Origin of the sequence: Pontibacillus chungwhensis (genome assembly GCF_030166655.1) — a bacterium.
Lineage (GTDB): Bacteria > Bacillota > Bacilli > Bacillales > BH030062 > Pontibacillus.
Genome location: NZ_CP126446.1, coordinates 835,333 through 852,290 on the forward strand (window position 1 = coordinate 835,333; position 16,958 = coordinate 852,290).

Genomic DNA, 16,958 nt, shown 5'->3' on the forward strand with positions numbered 1-16,958 from the left:
AAAGACAGGCCCTACTAATCCCGCAGCCGTTAAACTTCATTATGGCAGGGCTTGCTCGGTGACTGCGAGACTCCCGCGGGGTGAGGAGCGTAGGGGAGACCCACAGAGAGCGAATGCGAACGAGGAGGCTTCCCAGCTCCCCGCAGGAAAGCGAGTTGTCCCCGAGCAAGCCCAAGCACTCATCAAACGCAGGCGGCGCTATCCACACTAAAGCATCTCCGCTGTGTTTAGTAGCAGATTCCTAACCGGGAATGGTGGAAGGTGTTGTTTTCTAATACCTCAAGGGCAAAGCGGGCGGTGTCTTGGGTTGATATTTTCTTGCCATCTTCAGGCAGGTAGTTGACCTCATATCGGATATTGCCTTCTTCTTCTCCATCAGGTAAATAAGTAGGGCAGATGACTGTCCAGTTTAACGTGGATGAGGCTAATTCAAGGTAGCTCTTAAGGTGTTCTTCTGCCGCGAATGTCTTGGTTCTTTTGGATTCAGAGGATTGAAAACGATACTTTCCCTCTTCATAACGACTGTTGAGAATCCCTGCCGTACCGATTGTTACAATACGGGTCGTGCCAGCTTCTTTCATTGCTTGTATGATCTTAGGCGTGCTTTCGGTTAGGGTAGTGGTTTTGTCCGTTCCAAGGCTTGAAAAGACCAGATCGCACCCTTCAATGGTTGCGGATATGTCACTTAGATTGGTTGCGTCACCTTTTATATGGGTGGCTTCAGGGATCTGTTCTTGAGCCTTTTCTTTGTTACGTACGAGTGCTTGTACGGTGTGGCCTTGTTCGATGGCCATTTGAATGAGTGCGGAGCCTACGCGTCCGGTCCCTCCGAATACTGCGATTTTCAAAATAATCACCTCAGGATGTATTAATTTTGTGTTAAAATTTAGAAAATAAAGCGTTTTCTTTAAAAGATTTCTGCTAAGCTTGTCTTAAACTATCCTATGACGAAAGCGTGGGGGCAAAGATGAATCGAAAACTCGTTCGAAGCTGGGCGCTCTATGACTGGGCTAATTCTGCATTTGCTACAACGATCATGGCGGCGGTTCTACCAATTTTTTATCAGCAGGTCGCTGCTTCAACTTTACCGGATCAGCAAGCAACAAGCTACTGGGGATATTCCCAATCGATTGCGGTTCTAATCGTAGCTATTCTGGCACCCATTTTAGGAGCGATTAGTGATTATTCTGCTGCCAAAAAGAAATTTTTACGCTTTTTCGCTTATATGGGGATGATTGCGAGTGTTTTGCTCGCGTTCGTAGATAGTGGTGAATATCTGTTTGCCTCTTTTCTTTTAATAATTGGAACGATTGGTTTTTCAGGTGCGAACGTCTTTTACGATGCTTTCTTGCCTGAAATTTCAAAAGGAACAGACATGGACCGGGTATCCTCTAGAGGATTTGCCTTTGGATATATTGGTGGAGGTCTGTTGTTAGCCATTAACTTACTGATGATTCAGAAGTATGAATGGTTTGGCTTCTCCTCTACAGAGATGGGAACAAAAATTTCTTTTGTAACGGTTGGAATTTGGTGGTTTGTCTTTTCCATTCCTCTATTCAAAAATGTGAAGGAAGAGAAAAGAGAGGGGCAGGTGGAACGGACCAAATCCTATGCCCGCATTGGTTTTTCCCGCGTTGCTCATACATTTCGCGAAATCAATCAATACAAACAACTACTGATCTTCTTACTTGCTTTTTGGCTCTATAACGATGGCATTTCTACGATAATTAAAATGGCTACGATTTACGGTAGTGAAATCGGAATCGGATCATCACACCTTATTGCCGCACTTCTCATTACACAGTTTGTGGGCATTCCTTGTACCTTTTTCTTTGGATGGTTAGCCACAAAAATTACTGCAAAGCGAGCTCTGACTGTCACGCTCGTTGTCTATATAGGAATCGTAATTCTTGGTTATTTTATGAGTTCTGCCGCCCATTTCTATGCGCTCGCGATTTGTGTTGGGGTCGTACAAGGAGGAGCACAATCACTCAGTCGATCGATTTTTGGTCGTTTAGTTCCTGATGACCGACACGCGGAATTCTTTGGTTTTTACGGAATTTCGGCTAAGTTCTCAGCTATTATCGGCCCTGCCTTGTTCGGATTTGTCGGGGCAATCACCGGATCAAGTAAGCTTGGGATCTTTAGCTTGGTTATTTTCTTTGTAGTCGGTTTGATTTTACTTCAGAAGGTGGATATTTCAAAAGGGATGGAAGAAGCTCGTCAGAATACGATTCAGAAGGATAAGGTAGATGTACATGTTTAATGAAGAAACGGGACGACCTTCTAAAGGGTTGTCCCGTTTTTACGTCGTGATTCAGACGATAGGATTGCTGTATTGATTGACGGCATTTTCGCTTACTGGTTTACCTGTGTCATAAGAAATGTTCTGAATAAGGGAAGAAATCTTTTCTAGACCTTCGTCGGTGGGTTCCTCCCAGTATAAGAGGATTTCAGAACAAATTTCTAACCCTTCACGCCGTGCTTCCTCGTATAAATCCAAGAAACTTTCACTACGCGGCTCATTTGTCGCAGAATGATACCAGGTTCGGTGTTCTGTGTTCAAGAAGTCCTTATTAGAAGCGATTGGCTGGTGTGAAAACGAAGACACTAGTTGACCCAGAAGGGCATTTTTCCATCCGTAGGGATCATACAAAACACGGAACGCGCGTTTCATATCTTGATACGCTGCATGGACAAAGTCAGCAGGAATGGAACTGACGACCTGGGGGAAGAAAAAACTGATCTTTTGGGTCAGAAAAGCTGTGAGTTCCACATCAAGAGCCGGACCGACATCAATCTCACGGTATACAGGCGTTTTCCATGTCTTCAAATGTCGAAAACGTTCCATCATAATGGTATCTATGATCACTTCGAGCTTCTGATGTTTATTCTTTTCATACCCTGCGAAATAATGGATGAAGGGGTGTGTGTTTCGGTCTAAAATATGATGAGTAACAAATCCAAGTACATAGGCTTTGGTCGATTGATTTAACTCAGACGCACCTGCAATAAGGTCGATAAGAAACGGACCGCATGCCTCATGATGAAGCACATTTCCAATTTTATTGATGGACTCGTCTTTTTTCCACGGCCAAAAATTATGATAAAAGAATGGGTCTGGGCCCTGTGCTCCTAAATTGACGTAATTGCCTGTTGTTTGAAACTCACCTTGAGCTTTTATTCCGTCCATAATATCTTCAGCAAACAAAATATGTGTCCATATATTCGGCAAAATACTCCCTCCTTTATACTTTGTTTCCATTATAAGGCATAGGTGGAGGTGTGTCTTATGGTTTCTGTGAACAAAGGAAGGAATTTTGATACGGGTGGAGAATGAATAAGGGATAGAGTATTTTTCTCTATAAGCAGGTTTTATTGATTAAGATCTGTGGTATAAACATGGAGTGTGAGAAAGGGAGGATCACGATGGATTATCGTATTGAAAAGGATACGTTAGGCGAAATTAAAGTACCATCTGATAAATATTGGGGTGCCCAAACACAGCGAAGCAAAGAAAACTTTCCGATTGGAAACGAAAGAATGCCAAAAGAGGTTATTCATGCGTTCGCGATTCTGAAGAAAAGTGCGGCTCAGGCGAACTACGAACTAGGGCTTCTTGAGAAAGAAAAAGCAGATGCGATTGCTCATGCAGCAGATCGCATAACAAATGAAGAGCTAGAAGAGCATTTCCCTCTTGTCGTATGGCAGACAGGAAGCGGAACGCAATCTAATATGAATGTAAATGAAGTGATGGCATACGTAGGGAACGAATGGCTACAAGAACACGGCCATGAAGCACGTCTTCACCCAAATGATGATGTGAATAAATCGCAAAGTTCAAACGATACATACCCAACAGCTATGCACGTTGCTTCTGTACTGAAAGTAAAAGAAGCTGTATTACCTGCGTTGGCAACATTAAAGAAAACGTTAAAAGAGAAAATGGAAGCTTATAACGAAATCGTGAAGATTGGTCGAACGCATCTGCAGGATGCCACACCATTAACGCTCGGCCAAGAGATTTCAGGATGGCACCGTATGCTTGAAAAGACCGAAAAGATGCTTGAGGATAGCCTGACTTACGTTCGCGAACTAGCAATTGGTGGAACGGCAGTTGGAACAGGTTTAAATGCTCACGTAGATTTCTCTGATAAAGTTTGTAAAGCCATTAGTGAATTCACTTCTGAGACGTTTGTTTCTGCACCAAATAAATTTCATGCGCTAACGAGTCATGATGAGCTCGTCCACACCCACGGAGCTTTGAAAGCGTTAGCAGCAGATATGATGAAGATCGCGAATGATGTTCGTTGGTTAGCAAGTGGTCCTCGTTGCGGAATTGGTGAGATTACTATTCCTGCTAATGAGCCAGGAAGCTCAATTATGCCAGGGAAAGTAAATCCGACTCAAAGTGAAGCCGTTACAATGGTCGCAACACAAGTTATGGGGAATGATGCAACGATTGGTATTGCTGCAAGCCAAGGAAACTTCGAGCTGAATGTCTTTAAACCGGTAATTGCATACAACTTCCTTCAATCATGTCAGCTTCTAGCGGACAGTATGGAATCATTTAATGAGCGTTGTGTAGAAGGTTTAGAACCAAACCAAGAGAAGATCAATCAATATTTGAAAGATTCTCTTATGCTCGTTACAGCGTTAAATCCACACATCGGCTATGAGAAAGCAGCTAAGATTGCAAAGCATGCTTTTGAGCATGATCAAACGCTAAAAGAAGCGGCTGTTGATACTGGAATTCTTACAGCAGAACAAGTAGACGAATACATTGATCCAAAAGCAATGACACAGCCTACCCAATAAACACACACAAAGGAGCCCTCGAGTTACTCGAGGGCTTTTTCCAATCGTATTAAATTATTTTCCACCGTACTGTTGCTCAGCCATTTGTACAAGACGTTTAGTGATTTCTCCGCCTACAGAACCGTTTTGACGAGCTGTAGAGTCTGGGCCTAAGTTTACGCCGAACTCTTGAGCAATCTCATACTTCATTTGGTCAAGTGCTTGTTGTACACCAGGTACTACAAGTTCGTTAGAGTTGTTGTTAGCCATGTGGATTCACCTCTTTATCATGTATTGGTGGGCTCCTCTGGGTTGTTTACCAGAGCCGAAAGCCCCTGCTTGAAAAGTTGAGGTTTGTGTTTCTGTGTAATCCTATTGTGTGAAAAATAATAGGACTTATGAGAGGTAATTATCTCCAACACTTTTAGTGAAAATTACCAAAGCATTCTGTTCATAGTTTTCCTTATAAGGGTCACAATAGTTATCACAGGAGGTGAAAACATCATGGCTTACAACAACTCAAATGAATTAGTAGTACCAGGTGTACAACAAGCTTTAGACCAAATGAAAACTGAAATTGCACAAGAATTTGGCGTTCAACTTGGTCCAGACTCCACTTCCCGTCAGAATGGATCAGTTGGAGGAGAGATCACTAAGCGCTTAGTTCAAATGGCTGAACAGCAGTATGGTGGTTCTCAACAACAATAACAACTTCATACTATGGCTTAAGAGGGATGGGAAACCATCCCTCTTTTTATGGTAATACAGCTCTGTAGCTGAGAAGGGACCGTTAACGTTGATAAGTGGTTGGGCTTGCTCGGGGACAGCTCGCTTTCCTGCTGGGAGCTGGGAAGCCTCCTCGTTCGCTATCGCTCTCTGTGGGGTCTCCCCTAGGCTCCTTTCCCAGCGGGGGTCTTCGCAGTCCCCGAGCAAGCCCCATCATTAAAGGGGGGGGGCGGTCCCATGGAATGTATCAGGGATGTCTATTGCTTTATTATTGAGATAAAGAAGGTGAAAAGATGTTCATTTGTCCAGCTTGTAATGGATTTGAGGTACTTGCTACTTCTTGTCCGGAGTGTGAAGGGGAGATGAGGGACCGGGGGAGATTGGTGGATTATTTGGATGAGTATAGTCCTTATTTAGAGGATGAGGGACTAAAGTTAGTAGATGGATTAAAGCATTCAACAGATGAGCATACTTGCCTTCATGTGCTTTACTGCTCTCAGTGCGAAACGACGAATGAGTTTGTGGTGCAGGAAGAGGAGCGGTAAATAGAGGTTAAAGGGGTGGGCTTTTGAAAAAGCTCACTTTTTTTGTGTGTAAAGAGTCAGGACGAGGCGAAAAAGTGTCCGGATGCCGTGCTGGAGAGTCAGGACCACGGTGTAAAGAGTCGGGACGAGGGGAGAAAGTGTCCGGACGCTGTGCTGAAGTGCCAGGACCATGATGGAAAGAGTCGGGACGAGGGGAAAAAGTGTCCGGATGCCGTGCTGGAGAGTCAGGACCATGATGGAAAGAGTCGGGACGAGGGGAAAAAGCGTCCGGATGCCGTGCTGGAGAGTCAGGACCACGGTGTAAAGAGTCGGGACATGGCGAGAAAGCGTCCGGATGCCGTGCTGAAGTGCCAGGAACACAGGAGTAAAAGTCGCTACAAAACTTAAAAAGGCTGCCTCAAATAAATGGGGCAGCCTTTCGTATTATATTGTTTATCGAATGCGATTTTCAGTCTCTTTGTCAAAGAAGTGAGCTTTGTTCATGTCTAGGGCAAGGTCAATTTTTTGACCTCCGTTAATATCAGAACGGGAGTCGACGCGGGCGATGAATTCCTGACCTTTTACGGAAGAATATAAGTAGGATTCAGAACCCATTAGCTCAGCTACATCGATCGTTGCATTGATCTTTGTATCTTGGCTCGATTCGATGAATACAGGCTCGTCATGGATATCTTCAGGGCGGATTCCAAGGATCAGTTCTTGGTCGATATAACCACGTTCGCGAAGAATTTTCATCTTTCCTTCAGGGACTTTGATGCGGTAGTCATCAATGTAGAAGTCGCCATCTTTTAGCGTGCCGTGTAAGAAGTTCATGGCCGGTGAACCGATGAATCCTCCTACGAATACGTTTTCTGGCTCATCGTAAACATCTTTTGGACGGCCGACTTGCTGGATGAATCCGTCTTTCATAACGACAAGGCGTGTTGCCATTGTCATCGCCTCTGTTTGGTCGTGTGTAACGTAAATCGTAGTCGTTTGAAGGCGTTGGTGAAGCTTTTGAATTTCTGCGCGCATTTGAACACGTAGTTTTGCATCAAGGTTTGATAAAGGTTCATCCATTAAGAATACCTTAGCATCACGTACGATCGCACGGCCTAGGGCTACACGCTGACGTTGTCCACCTGAAAGGGCTTTTGGTTTACGATCTAAGTATCCTTCAAGGCCTAGAATTTTAGCTGCATCCTGCACACGGCGATCGATTTCATCTTTCTTGAACTTACGAAGTTTTAAGCCGAAAGCCATGTTATCATATACGTTCATATGTGGGTAAAGAGCATAGTTCTGGAACACCATTGCAATATCACGATCTTTTGGTGCTACATCGTTCATGCGCTTATCATCAATCATAAAGTCTCCGCCAGAAATTTCTTCAAGTCCTGCAATCATACGAAGTGTTGTTGATTTACCACAACCGGAAGGACCTACAAATACGATAAATTCTTTATCTTTAATATCGAGATTGAAATTGTCTACTGCTGTTACTTTATTATCATAAACTTTTTGGATGCCATCTAATTTTAACTCAGCCATTGTTCTTCCCCCTATTTATGAAAGCGTTTTATTAACTGACTTAAGTGTAGATAATTTTTAGAAAATGGTAAATGGAAGAAGTGCACAAAGATCGTATAGGTGTTTGTGCACTTTACCTAAAAGCTAGTCCTTATGATGAAGATTCATAATGGCCAAATAGGTGATGAGTGCGCCTTGAAACTGCTTTACATCTATCCCTGTCTTCTCAATAAACTTGTCCACCCGATATTGCAGGCTGTTTCGGTGCATATATAATTTTTTAGCGGCTAAAGTGGTGTTTGAATTTGATTCAAGGAAGATTTGAATTGTATGTAATAGATCGGGTTCGTCGATGACTGGGTGAAGCAATGTATACGTTATGTTTTCGGCATCTTGCTGGCTCAGGCCATCTAAGTACAAATAGGTAATCGCATCCTGATAGGTTGTAACGGGCTTTGGATGGTAGCGAAGCATCTTATGAAATAGAGTCGTTCCCCATGTGTGAGCATGTTGAATATCGTTCTTTGATTCGTAGTAAGGGGTAATGTAAAGCGTGAGTTTAGTATAAAAGTCGCTCATCAATACATCAATCATTTGCTCATATTCGATTGGTTCTCTTGCGTGTTCAAATTGCTCCTCCACAATAATGCCCTCATGCTGATGATTCCAGATGATTGGCATTGGATACGGGAAGAGACCTTGAATGGCTTCGTGAAATACTTCGGGCTCAATGTCTTGGTTGGCTAATGAAAAGAAGACCAAGCGAAAGGAATGGGGAAATGGTGTGTGCTCATTTGGCACTTCTTCATTTTGCATCCATCTTTGCCAGAGCTGTTCTCTAGTCGTCCGTGTTGGCTGTTGCTCAATAAAAGGGGTAAGAAACGTATTTAATAACTCCTGTTCATTCTTAGTGATCGTGTTCTTAGGGATACCGATCATCTCATCTTCAGGAGTCTTAAACCAGTGGTACCGATTCCAATCATCATTCATGTGTGTCGTTAACGTAATAGCTTGTGGAAAGATGGCTTGGATCTGTTCGAACATTAGAATCCCTCTTTCTTCTATTATAGTTTTTTACCATTGGCTCTGTTATAGTTTAGTGTTGCTATTTATAGGCTTGTTCAATACCTGAAGCTGTGACATTCAGGTATAGATTGGCCGTCTTCGTTCGCTGGTGCTTGGGGTGTCTTGGGATCGGCTCGCTTTCCGCGGGCGAGCTGTCGAGCCTCCTCCCTCACTTCGTTCAGTCCGGGGTCTCGTCGACCTCTTTCTCCCGCAGGAGTCTCCCCGTTCCCCAGACACCCCTTATCTAATTATGATGAGACGGCGCGAGACCCTCCAGAGAGCGCAAGCGAACGAGGAGGCTTTTAAGGGAACCACCTTACGCTCAGACTAACGCTAACGGAAACATTCTCACTTTCAGGTGCTCCATATTAGGGACTTATATGTCACGTGTTAAAAATCAACAACCAACTTTAACAAGGTCTTTTACTGTTATTAACCCTATTATACCAATAGGATTAATAAGTAGACAGGCTATCGCTTTTTTTCCAAGCGATGGTATTGTATAATATACTTATAAGGGTACTAAACAAATTGGCTTATTTATAGATAAAAATTCGGAAGGGGGAAGAAATGATGGCAAATCAAGAAGTCCAAGACATGAACCAATATACGCAAGATATGAAAAATCGCTTAAAACGTATTGAAGGACAAGTTCGTGGTGTTCTTAAGATGATGGAAGAAGATAAAGAGTGTAAAGACGTAATCACACAATTATCTGCTGCACGTTCCGCAATCGACCGTTCGATTGGCTATATTGTAGCAAAGAACTTAGAGACGTGCCTGCGAGAGTCTCAGGAAAATGGGGAGCCGGCTGACGAACTGATTCAAGAAGCCGTGCAGATGATTGTAAAAAGTCGTTAAACAAAAGATGAGAGAAAGGCGATCCGAGAGAGGATCGCCTTTTTTTTATTTGTGCTTTTGATGTTCTGTTTCATGAGGATAGGCTTCATGTTGCTTTGGTAATTCGCGTGCTTCCTCGATCTGAGCGCGATTGTATCTTGAATTAACCGTACCACCAGCCATACCTTCATTAATCATCCGATCCACATCAACTTCATAATGTTCACGGCTGTCTCGTTCGCGTTCGTTTTTTGGGTCTGCCACTTAAGATCATCTCCTTTCAGAATTAGTTTTCCGATGTTAGAGATGCGCTATGCATAGCCCTTTTCTTCTGTCATACATTTAGTAGTAGAAGGAGAGGTGGAATACCGTGACACAATCTGCTTTTTTGAACAATTTAGAGGCTGCCATTGAAGCGGAGTGGACAGCTAATGATTTCTATAAACGATTAATGGAAGATACCCCTAACCCCTTATTTAAGGAGTTTATCGAGCATGCAGCAGAGGATGAAGAAAAACACTATCACAGCTTTCAGAAGCTGTATTATCAACTAACAGGTCACTATTATGAACATCCGATGAAGCGAAGAGATTATGAATCCTTTGAAGACGGAGTAGTAGAAGCACTGAAGGATGAACTAGAAGCAAGTGATTTATATAGAGATATGATTCTTCGTATACCCGTGCAATATGCCTATGAACCTCTATTCATAGCTATGACTGATGAAATGGAACATGCTACTCGATTTTCCACCATTTATGGACGACTCCGATAACTTTACTCCTTTAAAGCGATAACGGGTGTCTGACACACTGCATTCATTTAAAGCATCGACGCGTGTCTGGCACGCATCGATGCTTTAGTGTGTGAAAGGGTGTCTGGCACGGGTTATGGTTGGCGTTGGTGGTATAGGTATTTGGCGTATCGGTATGGGTAGGATAGGATGACGTTTTGTTCTCGCTGAAAGGTTGGGTGGTCGTATAGGACATATCCGGGCTTTGAGTTGGCTTCAAACATCCATACCTGACCTTCTTGATCGATGCCGAAGTCAAAGCCGATTTCGCCAAGAGGGCCTTTTAGCGTACGATCGAGTACTTGGCTTATCTCTAAAGCGGAGCGTTCGAGTTGGGTATAGACCCGTTGACTCTCCCGGTCGTCAAACAATTCATCTAACGTATGAAGGGAGCCGCCTCGTCTTACATGAGTGGTAAGGCTGCCTTTTCCAGCGAACTTTGTGCATATAGCTGTTACGACCCATTCGTTTTTTTCATTTTTGTTCGTGTGGACCCTGTAATCCATAGGGGTAGAGCGTTTCGTTTTAAGGTCAATTTCTGGCTGTACAATATATCCATATAACCCATTTGGAAACTGTTGCTTGAGCATGTTTTGACCGTCCTGGTAACGTTGGTGGACAAGCTTTTCCCCTTCGTAGTACTGACATTCGATTTCACCGGTTTCTTCGCGTAAACGACACCGCTTAATGCCTGTACCCTTACTGCCATGTATCGGTTTAATATATAGCTTCTTCTCATGTTGGAGCATTTCAAGAACACGCTCAGGCGATGGGTGCAGAGTTGTGGATGGGAGGAAATGGGAAACTTGGTACGTCCGCTTTAGTTTGTCATAGATTCTCCATTTGTTAAAAAATCCAGAATTAAACCAGATGGTCTTTTGCTGTAGTTTTTTTCTTGTCTGAATAACGAGAGGATGGTGCTCAATTTTACGATTCGGAATGCGGTCATAGATGACGTAAGGAATAGGATAGGTCTGGCGCTCCCAAGCACCATTATGAAAGACATAACCATCAATGGTTTCGTTCTCTGTGTTAACGTGTTGGTAGCCAAATACGATGGTTTCAAAACCATAGGATTGTCCAGTTAGAGCCATCGCTTCAAAGATGGATGTCCGGTCTCCGATGGGGGACGTCGCATTGTCGGTAAAGCCTGCTGTAAAAATACCAAGAAGAGGCTGAAGTAGTAGGCGCTCCTCATCTACGGAACAAGACACGGTTGTAAGGTTTGGTAACTTCAGTTCTGTATGCAATTGAGATGAAAGATAAAGCGTATCTTCATCTTTCTGGTGGGTCATGACTTCAATCTCTTTTGATTCCACTCCGCACCAGATGGTTTTGACGTGATGAAAGGCAGGGTACACTTCTTTAGGTACAATAATCCTCATTTTTTGACTTGTGTACGTTTTAACATAAAAATGATATGATTCCATGTTCTCTGGCCTCCTAGCTCCCCGTTTCTAATTCATTTTATGAGCGAAGAAAACATTTCATGCGAAGGCTTTTCTTACCTTTTTGATTTGGGTATACTATACTTTTAGTGAATAGATGGAAGAAGAAAGGTAGATCTCATGAATACATTTATAATGATCCTAATGATGATCGCAATAGGAGCCTTAATTGGTGGGATGACGAACTCCCTTGCGATCCGTATGCTATTTCGTCCTTTTAAACCGAAATATTTCCTGAACAAACGTATTCCGTTTACACCTGGTTTGATTCCTAAACGTCATGATGAACTGGCTGAACAACTGGGAAAAATGGTAACTGATCACTTGTTAACACCTGAGGGTATTCAAAGAAAGCTAGCTGATGAATCCTTTCAGCAACAAGTTGTGGATTATGCCCAGAAAGAAGCGTCGACTTTTCTTTCTAGTGAACGTTCCTTGCAACAAGTGATGGATGATTTTCAGATCCCGGTCAGTCAGCAAGTCATTGAAAGTAAGCTAAAAGGTTTTACTGAAGATAAGGTAGCGGCTTATATGAAGGATCGAAGAGAGAAATCAGTTCGAGAATTAATTGGGGACCAAGCCTTTTATAAAGGGAAAGCCCAAGTCGGTAAGGCCAGTGAATACATCTTAAATCAAATCGATTCTTTCATTTCAAGTGAAGAAGGAAAAGCAAAGATCGGTGTAATTATTGAAGATTATCTTGAAGGACAAGGCTTCCTTGGCAATATGATTTCATCCTTTATGGGGAACCAGGGGCTTGCCGATAAAGTGCAGCCTGCTGTTTCTGATTTCTTAAACTCTGAGGATGCTCATTATTGGTTGAAAGAAGTGCTTCATACGGAATGGGATAAGTGGATGGAAAGGCCATTTTCTGTCTATGAAGAGAAACTTGGATTAGATGGCATTCCTGAAAAAGTGAGTGAAGAAATCGTCAAAGCCATTCCTACAAACGTATGGCTTGAGCGTTCGATTCGTGAGCACACAGAAAATGTCCAACCATACATCATTCAAACCCTCGTGCCCCAACTCGTTCACAAAGTGGGAGATGCGCTTTCAACGAGACTTCCTTCTATTATGGAAACCCTTCACTTATCAGAAGTGGTTCGTAAAGAAGTAGAGTCTTTCCCTGTGGAGCGTTTAGAGGAAATTGTATTAGGCATATCAAAACGAGAATTTAAAATGATTACCTATTTAGGGGCGCTACTTGGAGGGCTGATTGGCCTTATTCAGGCGGGAATTATTCTTTTAATAGGATGATTAATGGGAATTCCTATACACAGCTAGTCTCGTTTGTTATAGTGGTAAGGAATGAAAAAGAAAAACACTTGTAGGAGGCATATACATGGCTAATATCTATGATCACGCTTATGAGCTAGAAACAGCTCTACGCAACAGTGAAGAATTCACACAATTACAAGAAGCATACAACGCAGTAATGTCTGACGAAGCAGCGAAGCAAATGTTCGATAACTTCCGTAACACTCAGATTGAACTTCAGCAGAAACAAATGCAAGGTCAAGAAATCTCTGAGGAAGAAGTTGAACAAGCTCGTAAAGTAGTTGAGACAGTTCAACAGCACCCTCAAATTTCTAAACTTATGGAACAAGAACAACGCTTAAACCAAGTGATTAACGATGTTAGTCGCATCATCACGAAGCCTCTTGAAGACCTTTACGGTGCTGGAGAAGGCGAACAACAATAAGACTTTAAAACCCGCTAGCCTATTAGGTTAGCGGGTTTTTTTATGTTTTAAAGTTGTAGTGTGACGTAAAACATGCAAGCGAGTTGTTACAAGGCGCGTGTAAAGACATATCAACGAACCCTTTTAACTTAATTATCTCCCCCAAAAAAGCAGGATTTTTTAGGAAGTTCCTCGAATGTTGTTGGTACGATTGTAGCGGAATTTGACTTTATTAAACGAATGGGGGAGTTTTATGAGTTATTATACGATAGACCGATCGAATGGCATTACGCATCTGCAATTGAATCGACCAGATAAAATGAATGCGTTAAATCAGGACAGTCTTAGGGAACTAAAGCATCACTTGCAAACCATTGAAGACAATCAGGACCTGATTGTGATCCTTTCTGGAGCGGGGAAGGGGTTTTGTGCTGGTGGAGATTTAGCGATGATGCAGGGAACGCGGGATAAACAGGCTTATGAAGAAGTGATGGATGATATCGAAGAAATTATGATGCGCTTATTCCTTATGAAGAAATTAGTGATCTCTGCTGTTCATGGCCCTGCTGTAGGTTTAGGGCTTAGCCTTGCGCTAGCTTGTGATTATGTAGTGGCTCATAAAGAAGCAAGCCTATCTATGAATTTTATTGGGGTAGGCCTGTTGCCTGATGGGGGCGGTCATTTTTGGCTTCAGGAACGACTAGGCACTCAGCGGGCTAAGTTGTTTGCCTGGGACGGGAAAGCTTTGTCCGGAGAAGAAGCTCTTACAGAAGGTCTTGTCGATGAAGTGTGCGAAACGGAAGTAGAAGAACGTGCAGAGAACCTGGCCGCTTACTGGAGCCGCAGGCCTTTACAAGCTATGATTCGTTCGAAGCGCGTGTATCACGGGCAGTCTGTCCAACGATTGAAGCATTTAATGGACCAGGAGCGCCTTCATCAATTTGAACTTCGTCACACAGAAGACCATAAAGAAGCGGTAGCCGCTTTTATGGAAAAGCGTTCACCTGTGTTTAAAGGAGAATAAGGAAAGAAAGCGCCTGTCTGGAATGATTGAAATCCAGGCAGGCGCATTTTAGTTTAGCGATGGAATAACACCATACGGCCATCAGGGGACACGCAGCGGTGAGTGTGTTCGTCGTACCCGTTATCTGCGAGTAGATTCTGGCCAATTTTCTTAGCATCTTGGTCGTCTTGAGCTTCAAAGGACTCTTCTAATAATTGAGTTCCGTCTGGAGCAAAGACTGTTAAAATATAAGCTTCCATAATCAATTCCTCCTCTTTCTCTTCTTCTTACATATTCGAAAGTAGTAGCTGTTTCTCCTCCTTCATAAAAAATGAAACTTCTGATCTGATGACACGTATTTATAAATGAGAAGGGGGAGAAGTTGTATGACGTTAACATTAAATGAAGTAACAAAGCGCTTTGGGTCTCACACAGCGGTCGATCATTTGTCATTAACCATACCGGAAAGTCAGATCTTTGGTTTTTTAGGTGCAAATGGAGCGGGCAAAACGACAACATTCCGAATGATCCTGGGTTTATTAGATGCAAGCCAAGGGTCAATCGAATGGAACGGGGAAGCGATTGACTATAGCAAAAGCCACCTCATAGGGTATTTACCCGAAGAACGAGGGTTATATCCAAAATTAACCGTTAAAGATCAACTCATTTACTTAGGGAAATTAAGAGGTATGACCAAGCAGGAAGTCATACGAGAGTTAGATGAGTGGTTGGAACGTTTTCATGTGCCAGAATACAAGAACAAAAAGATAGAGGAATTATCAAAAGGAAATCAGCAAAAGATTCAATTTATCTCAGCCGTTATTCATAAGCCAAAACTGCTCATATTGGATGAACCATTTTCTGGGCTTGACCCGGTTAATGTGGAACAGTTGAAACAAGCGGTAGTGAACTTGAAAGAAAGCGGGACCTCGATTGTATTTTCCTCGCACCGTATGGAGCATGTGGAAGAACTTTGTGAGCACTTATGTATTCTACATAAGGGGAAGCCCGTTGTTCACGGTGGATTAAAAGAGATAAAACGGTCATTTGGAAAGAAGAACGTTGTGGTACATGCGGACTTTGATGTATCGTACCTTCGAGACCTATCAGGCGTAGTGTCCTACAGAGCTGTAGGAGAGGGATGTGAACTTCAAGTTGAAGATGAAGAAGCTGCCGGACGAGTGTTTCGTGCCCTTCAAGATCGAGGGTTTGTCCGCACCTTTGACCTTGAAGAACCATCGTTAAACGATATCTTTATAGAGAAAGTGGGGGATTCGTATGAATAAGTTTTGGATCGTTCTCGGTCATACGTATCTTAGCCGGCTGAAATCGAAGACGTTTCTCATTACGACAGGTATTATCCTATTATTAATTTTCGCTTTAACGAACTTCCAAAATGTAATGGATTCGTTTGATGATGGTGAAAGTAAAGCGCCAAAGATTGCCGTGGTGGATGAGGAAGGGTCTTTCTTTAAAGATTTAGAAGAACAAGTCAATGCCCAGCAAGCTGAACTCGAACTTGAATCCTTCCAGGGAGAAGCGGAAGAAGCGAAGCAAGCGGTTCAGGATGGAGAGTATCAAGGGGTGTTAATGCTTCAAACTAGTGAAGGGATCCCGACAGGTACGTACTATACCGAGCAAATCGCTGAGAGCTCCATTAGTGGGCGTCTTCAACAAGCTCTTCAGCAAGTGAAGGTGTCTGTTGCGACTGAACAAGCGGGGATCGACCAACAAACCGTGAATGGAATTTTTGCCCCTGTTTCCTTTGAGAAGGTCGCCCTCGATAAGAAAGCTAAGACACAAGAAGAGCTAAGCGAGGCGCGAGGTTTGGTATATGTCATGCTGTTCCTTCTTTATATTGGAGTCATTATGTATGGAAATATGATTGCGCAAGAAGTGGCTCAGGAAAAGTCATCTCGAGTGATGGAGATTTTAATTTCGAGTGTCTCCCCTGTGACGCAAATGTTTGGAAAAATTATAGGGATTGCGCTGTTAGGAATTACCCAATTCGGTTTGATTCTACTCGTAGGGGTTCAGTCGGTCTCTAGGAATATGGATCAACTAGAAGGTGGCATTTTTACCTATTTCGGATTAGGTGATGCGAATGCGACCACACTCGTTTATGCTGTAATCTTTTTCTTATTAGGATACTTGTTATATGCGACGCTTGCGGCGATGCTTGGGTCTCTTGTCAGTCGTACAGAGGATGCGCAACAAGTCGTTACTCCAATGATCTTACTGATCGTAGCGGCATTTATGATCGCTATGTATGGTTTGAACGCTCCTGAGACCACACTTGTTACAGTAACTTCATTTATTCCGTTCTTTGCGCCGATGTTAATGTTTCTGCGGGTAGGGATGCTTGACGTGCCTCTTTGGGAAGTAGGGGTCTCGATTGGACTGCTTATTGGGACCATTCTTCTTCTTGCTGTTATTGGAGGAAGAATTTATCGAGGCGGCGTGTTGATGTATGGAAAAGGGAATGTAGTAAAAAGTTTCAAACGTGCCTTTCAATTATCTAAAAAAGAATCATAATCAGAACACAGCCTGG

The 16,958-nt window shown here is 43.0% G+C and carries 20 protein-coding genes; 12 read left to right on the top strand and 8 right to left on the bottom strand.

The annotated features are described in order from the left end of the window. Positions 1–227: 227 nt before the first annotated feature. Positions 228–848 (bottom strand): NAD(P)-dependent oxidoreductase, encoded by a 621-nt coding sequence (locus QNI29_RS04330; RefSeq protein ID WP_231418657.1) that lies wholly within the window; start codon positions 846–848, stop codon positions 228–230. Positions 849–967: 119 nt separating this feature from the next. On the opposite strand from QNI29_RS04330, the gene QNI29_RS04335 reads away from it, so the two are divergent. Continuing rightward, positions 968–2,266, top strand: a complete 1,299-nt coding sequence (locus QNI29_RS04335; RefSeq protein WP_231418658.1) for an MFS transporter — start codon at positions 968–970, stop codon at positions 2,264–2,266. Positions 2,267–2,317: 51 nt separating this feature from the next. Here the strand turns inward: QNI29_RS04335 and QNI29_RS04340 are convergent, their stop codons facing one another. Next, positions 2,318–3,235 carry a zinc dependent phospholipase C family protein gene (locus QNI29_RS04340; RefSeq protein WP_231418659.1) on the bottom strand — a complete coding sequence of 306 codons (918 nt, stop codon included), beginning with the start codon at positions 3,233–3,235 and terminating at the stop codon, positions 2,318–2,320. Between the two features lie 194 nt (positions 3,236–3,429). Between QNI29_RS04340 and fumC the strand changes: the two genes are divergently transcribed. Next, positions 3,430–4,818: a class II fumarate hydratase gene (fumC, locus tag QNI29_RS04345; RefSeq protein ID WP_231418660.1), complete on the top strand. Its 1,389-nt coding sequence runs from the start codon at positions 3,430–3,432 to the stop codon at positions 4,816–4,818. 54 nt (positions 4,819–4,872) lie between these two features. Here fumC and QNI29_RS04350 read toward each other — a convergent pair whose 3' ends face one another. Continuing rightward, the gene (locus QNI29_RS04350; protein ID WP_231418661.1) at positions 4,873–5,067 is read right to left on the bottom strand and encodes an alpha/beta-type small acid-soluble spore protein; all 195 of its coding nucleotides are present in this window, start codon (positions 5,065–5,067) and stop codon (positions 4,873–4,875) included. A 234-nt stretch (positions 5,068–5,301) separates the two neighbouring features. Here QNI29_RS04350 and QNI29_RS04355 point away from each other — a divergent pair, with 234 nt between their 5' ends. From QNI29_RS04355 to QNI29_RS04365, 3 genes are all read left to right on the top strand, one after another. Continuing rightward, positions 5,302–5,505, top strand: coding sequence for an alpha/beta-type small acid-soluble spore protein (locus QNI29_RS04355; protein WP_036786801.1), 204 nt, complete (start codon positions 5,302–5,304; stop codon positions 5,503–5,505). A gap of 311 nt (positions 5,506–5,816) precedes the next feature. Beyond that, on the top strand, positions 5,817–6,068 hold the full coding sequence (locus QNI29_RS04360; protein ID WP_231418662.1) for a hypothetical protein: 252 nt from the start codon (positions 5,817–5,819) through the stop codon (positions 6,066–6,068). Between the two features lie 150 nt (positions 6,069–6,218). Then, entirely contained in the window at positions 6,219–6,455 is a 237-nt protein-coding gene (locus tag QNI29_RS04365; RefSeq protein WP_231418663.1) for a hypothetical protein, read from the top strand. Between the two features lie 45 nt (positions 6,456–6,500). Here the strand turns inward: QNI29_RS04365 and QNI29_RS04370 are convergent, their stop codons facing one another. Together QNI29_RS04370 and QNI29_RS04375 are read right to left on the bottom strand one after the other, a co-directional pair. Continuing rightward, the gene (locus QNI29_RS04370; RefSeq protein WP_231418664.1) at positions 6,501–7,598 is read right to left on the bottom strand and encodes an ABC transporter ATP-binding protein; all 1,098 of its coding nucleotides are present in this window, start codon (positions 7,596–7,598) and stop codon (positions 6,501–6,503) included. A 123-nt stretch (positions 7,599–7,721) separates the two neighbouring features. Then, the gene (locus QNI29_RS04375) at positions 7,722–8,621 is read right to left on the bottom strand and encodes a PucR family transcriptional regulator (protein ID WP_231418665.1); all 900 of its coding nucleotides are present in this window, start codon (positions 8,619–8,621) and stop codon (positions 7,722–7,724) included. A gap of 591 nt (positions 8,622–9,212) precedes the next feature. Between QNI29_RS04375 and QNI29_RS04380 the strand changes: the two genes are divergently transcribed. Continuing rightward, positions 9,213–9,503, top strand: coding sequence for a metal-sensitive transcriptional regulator (locus tag QNI29_RS04380; RefSeq protein WP_231418666.1), 291 nt, complete (start codon positions 9,213–9,215; stop codon positions 9,501–9,503). 45 nt (positions 9,504–9,548) lie between these two features. Here QNI29_RS04380 and QNI29_RS04385 read toward each other — a convergent pair whose 3' ends face one another. Continuing rightward, on the bottom strand, positions 9,549–9,746 hold the full coding sequence (locus QNI29_RS04385; protein ID WP_231418667.1) for a hypothetical protein: 198 nt from the start codon (positions 9,744–9,746) through the stop codon (positions 9,549–9,551). A gap of 106 nt (positions 9,747–9,852) precedes the next feature. Here QNI29_RS04385 and QNI29_RS04390 point away from each other — a divergent pair, with 106 nt between their 5' ends. Then, complete coding sequence (locus tag QNI29_RS04390) at positions 9,853–10,257, top strand: ferritin-like domain-containing protein (protein ID WP_231418668.1); 405 nt, start codon at positions 9,853–9,855, stop codon at positions 10,255–10,257. Positions 10,258–10,370: 113 nt separating this feature from the next. Here the strand turns inward: QNI29_RS04390 and QNI29_RS04395 are convergent, their stop codons facing one another. Continuing rightward, a complete protein-coding gene (locus tag QNI29_RS04395; protein WP_231418669.1) occupies positions 10,371–11,705 on the bottom strand; it encodes a YheC/YheD family endospore coat-associated protein in 1,335 nt (444 codons plus the stop codon). Positions 11,706–11,843: 138 nt separating this feature from the next. Between QNI29_RS04395 and QNI29_RS04400 the strand changes: the two genes are divergently transcribed. The 3 genes from QNI29_RS04400 (at position 11,844) to QNI29_RS04410 (ending at position 14,428) form a co-directional block, all read left to right on the top strand. Continuing rightward, positions 11,844–12,980 (top strand): DUF445 domain-containing protein, encoded by a 1,137-nt coding sequence (locus tag QNI29_RS04400; RefSeq protein ID WP_231418670.1) that lies wholly within the window; start codon positions 11,844–11,846, stop codon positions 12,978–12,980. A gap of 85 nt (positions 12,981–13,065) precedes the next feature. Further along, positions 13,066–13,425: a YlbF/YmcA family competence regulator gene (locus QNI29_RS04405; RefSeq protein WP_231418671.1), complete on the top strand. Its 360-nt coding sequence runs from the start codon at positions 13,066–13,068 to the stop codon at positions 13,423–13,425. A 232-nt stretch (positions 13,426–13,657) separates the two neighbouring features. Then, complete coding sequence (locus QNI29_RS04410) at positions 13,658–14,428, top strand: enoyl-CoA hydratase (protein ID WP_231418672.1); 771 nt, start codon at positions 13,658–13,660, stop codon at positions 14,426–14,428. 53 nt (positions 14,429–14,481) lie between these two features. Here QNI29_RS04410 and QNI29_RS04415 read toward each other — a convergent pair whose 3' ends face one another. Beyond that, positions 14,482–14,667, bottom strand: a complete 186-nt coding sequence (locus QNI29_RS04415) for a YhzD family protein (RefSeq protein WP_231418673.1) — start codon at positions 14,665–14,667, stop codon at positions 14,482–14,484. A gap of 126 nt (positions 14,668–14,793) precedes the next feature. Between QNI29_RS04415 and QNI29_RS04420 the strand changes: the two genes are divergently transcribed. Further along, positions 14,794–15,693, top strand: coding sequence for an ABC transporter ATP-binding protein (locus QNI29_RS04420; protein WP_231418674.1), 900 nt, complete (start codon positions 14,794–14,796; stop codon positions 15,691–15,693). Beyond that, positions 15,686–16,942 (top strand): ABC transporter permease, encoded by a 1,257-nt coding sequence (locus QNI29_RS04425; RefSeq protein ID WP_231418675.1) that lies wholly within the window; start codon positions 15,686–15,688, stop codon positions 16,940–16,942. The genes QNI29_RS04420 and QNI29_RS04425 overlap by 8 nt, the downstream gene beginning before the upstream one ends. Positions 16,943–16,958 lie beyond the last annotated feature (16 nt).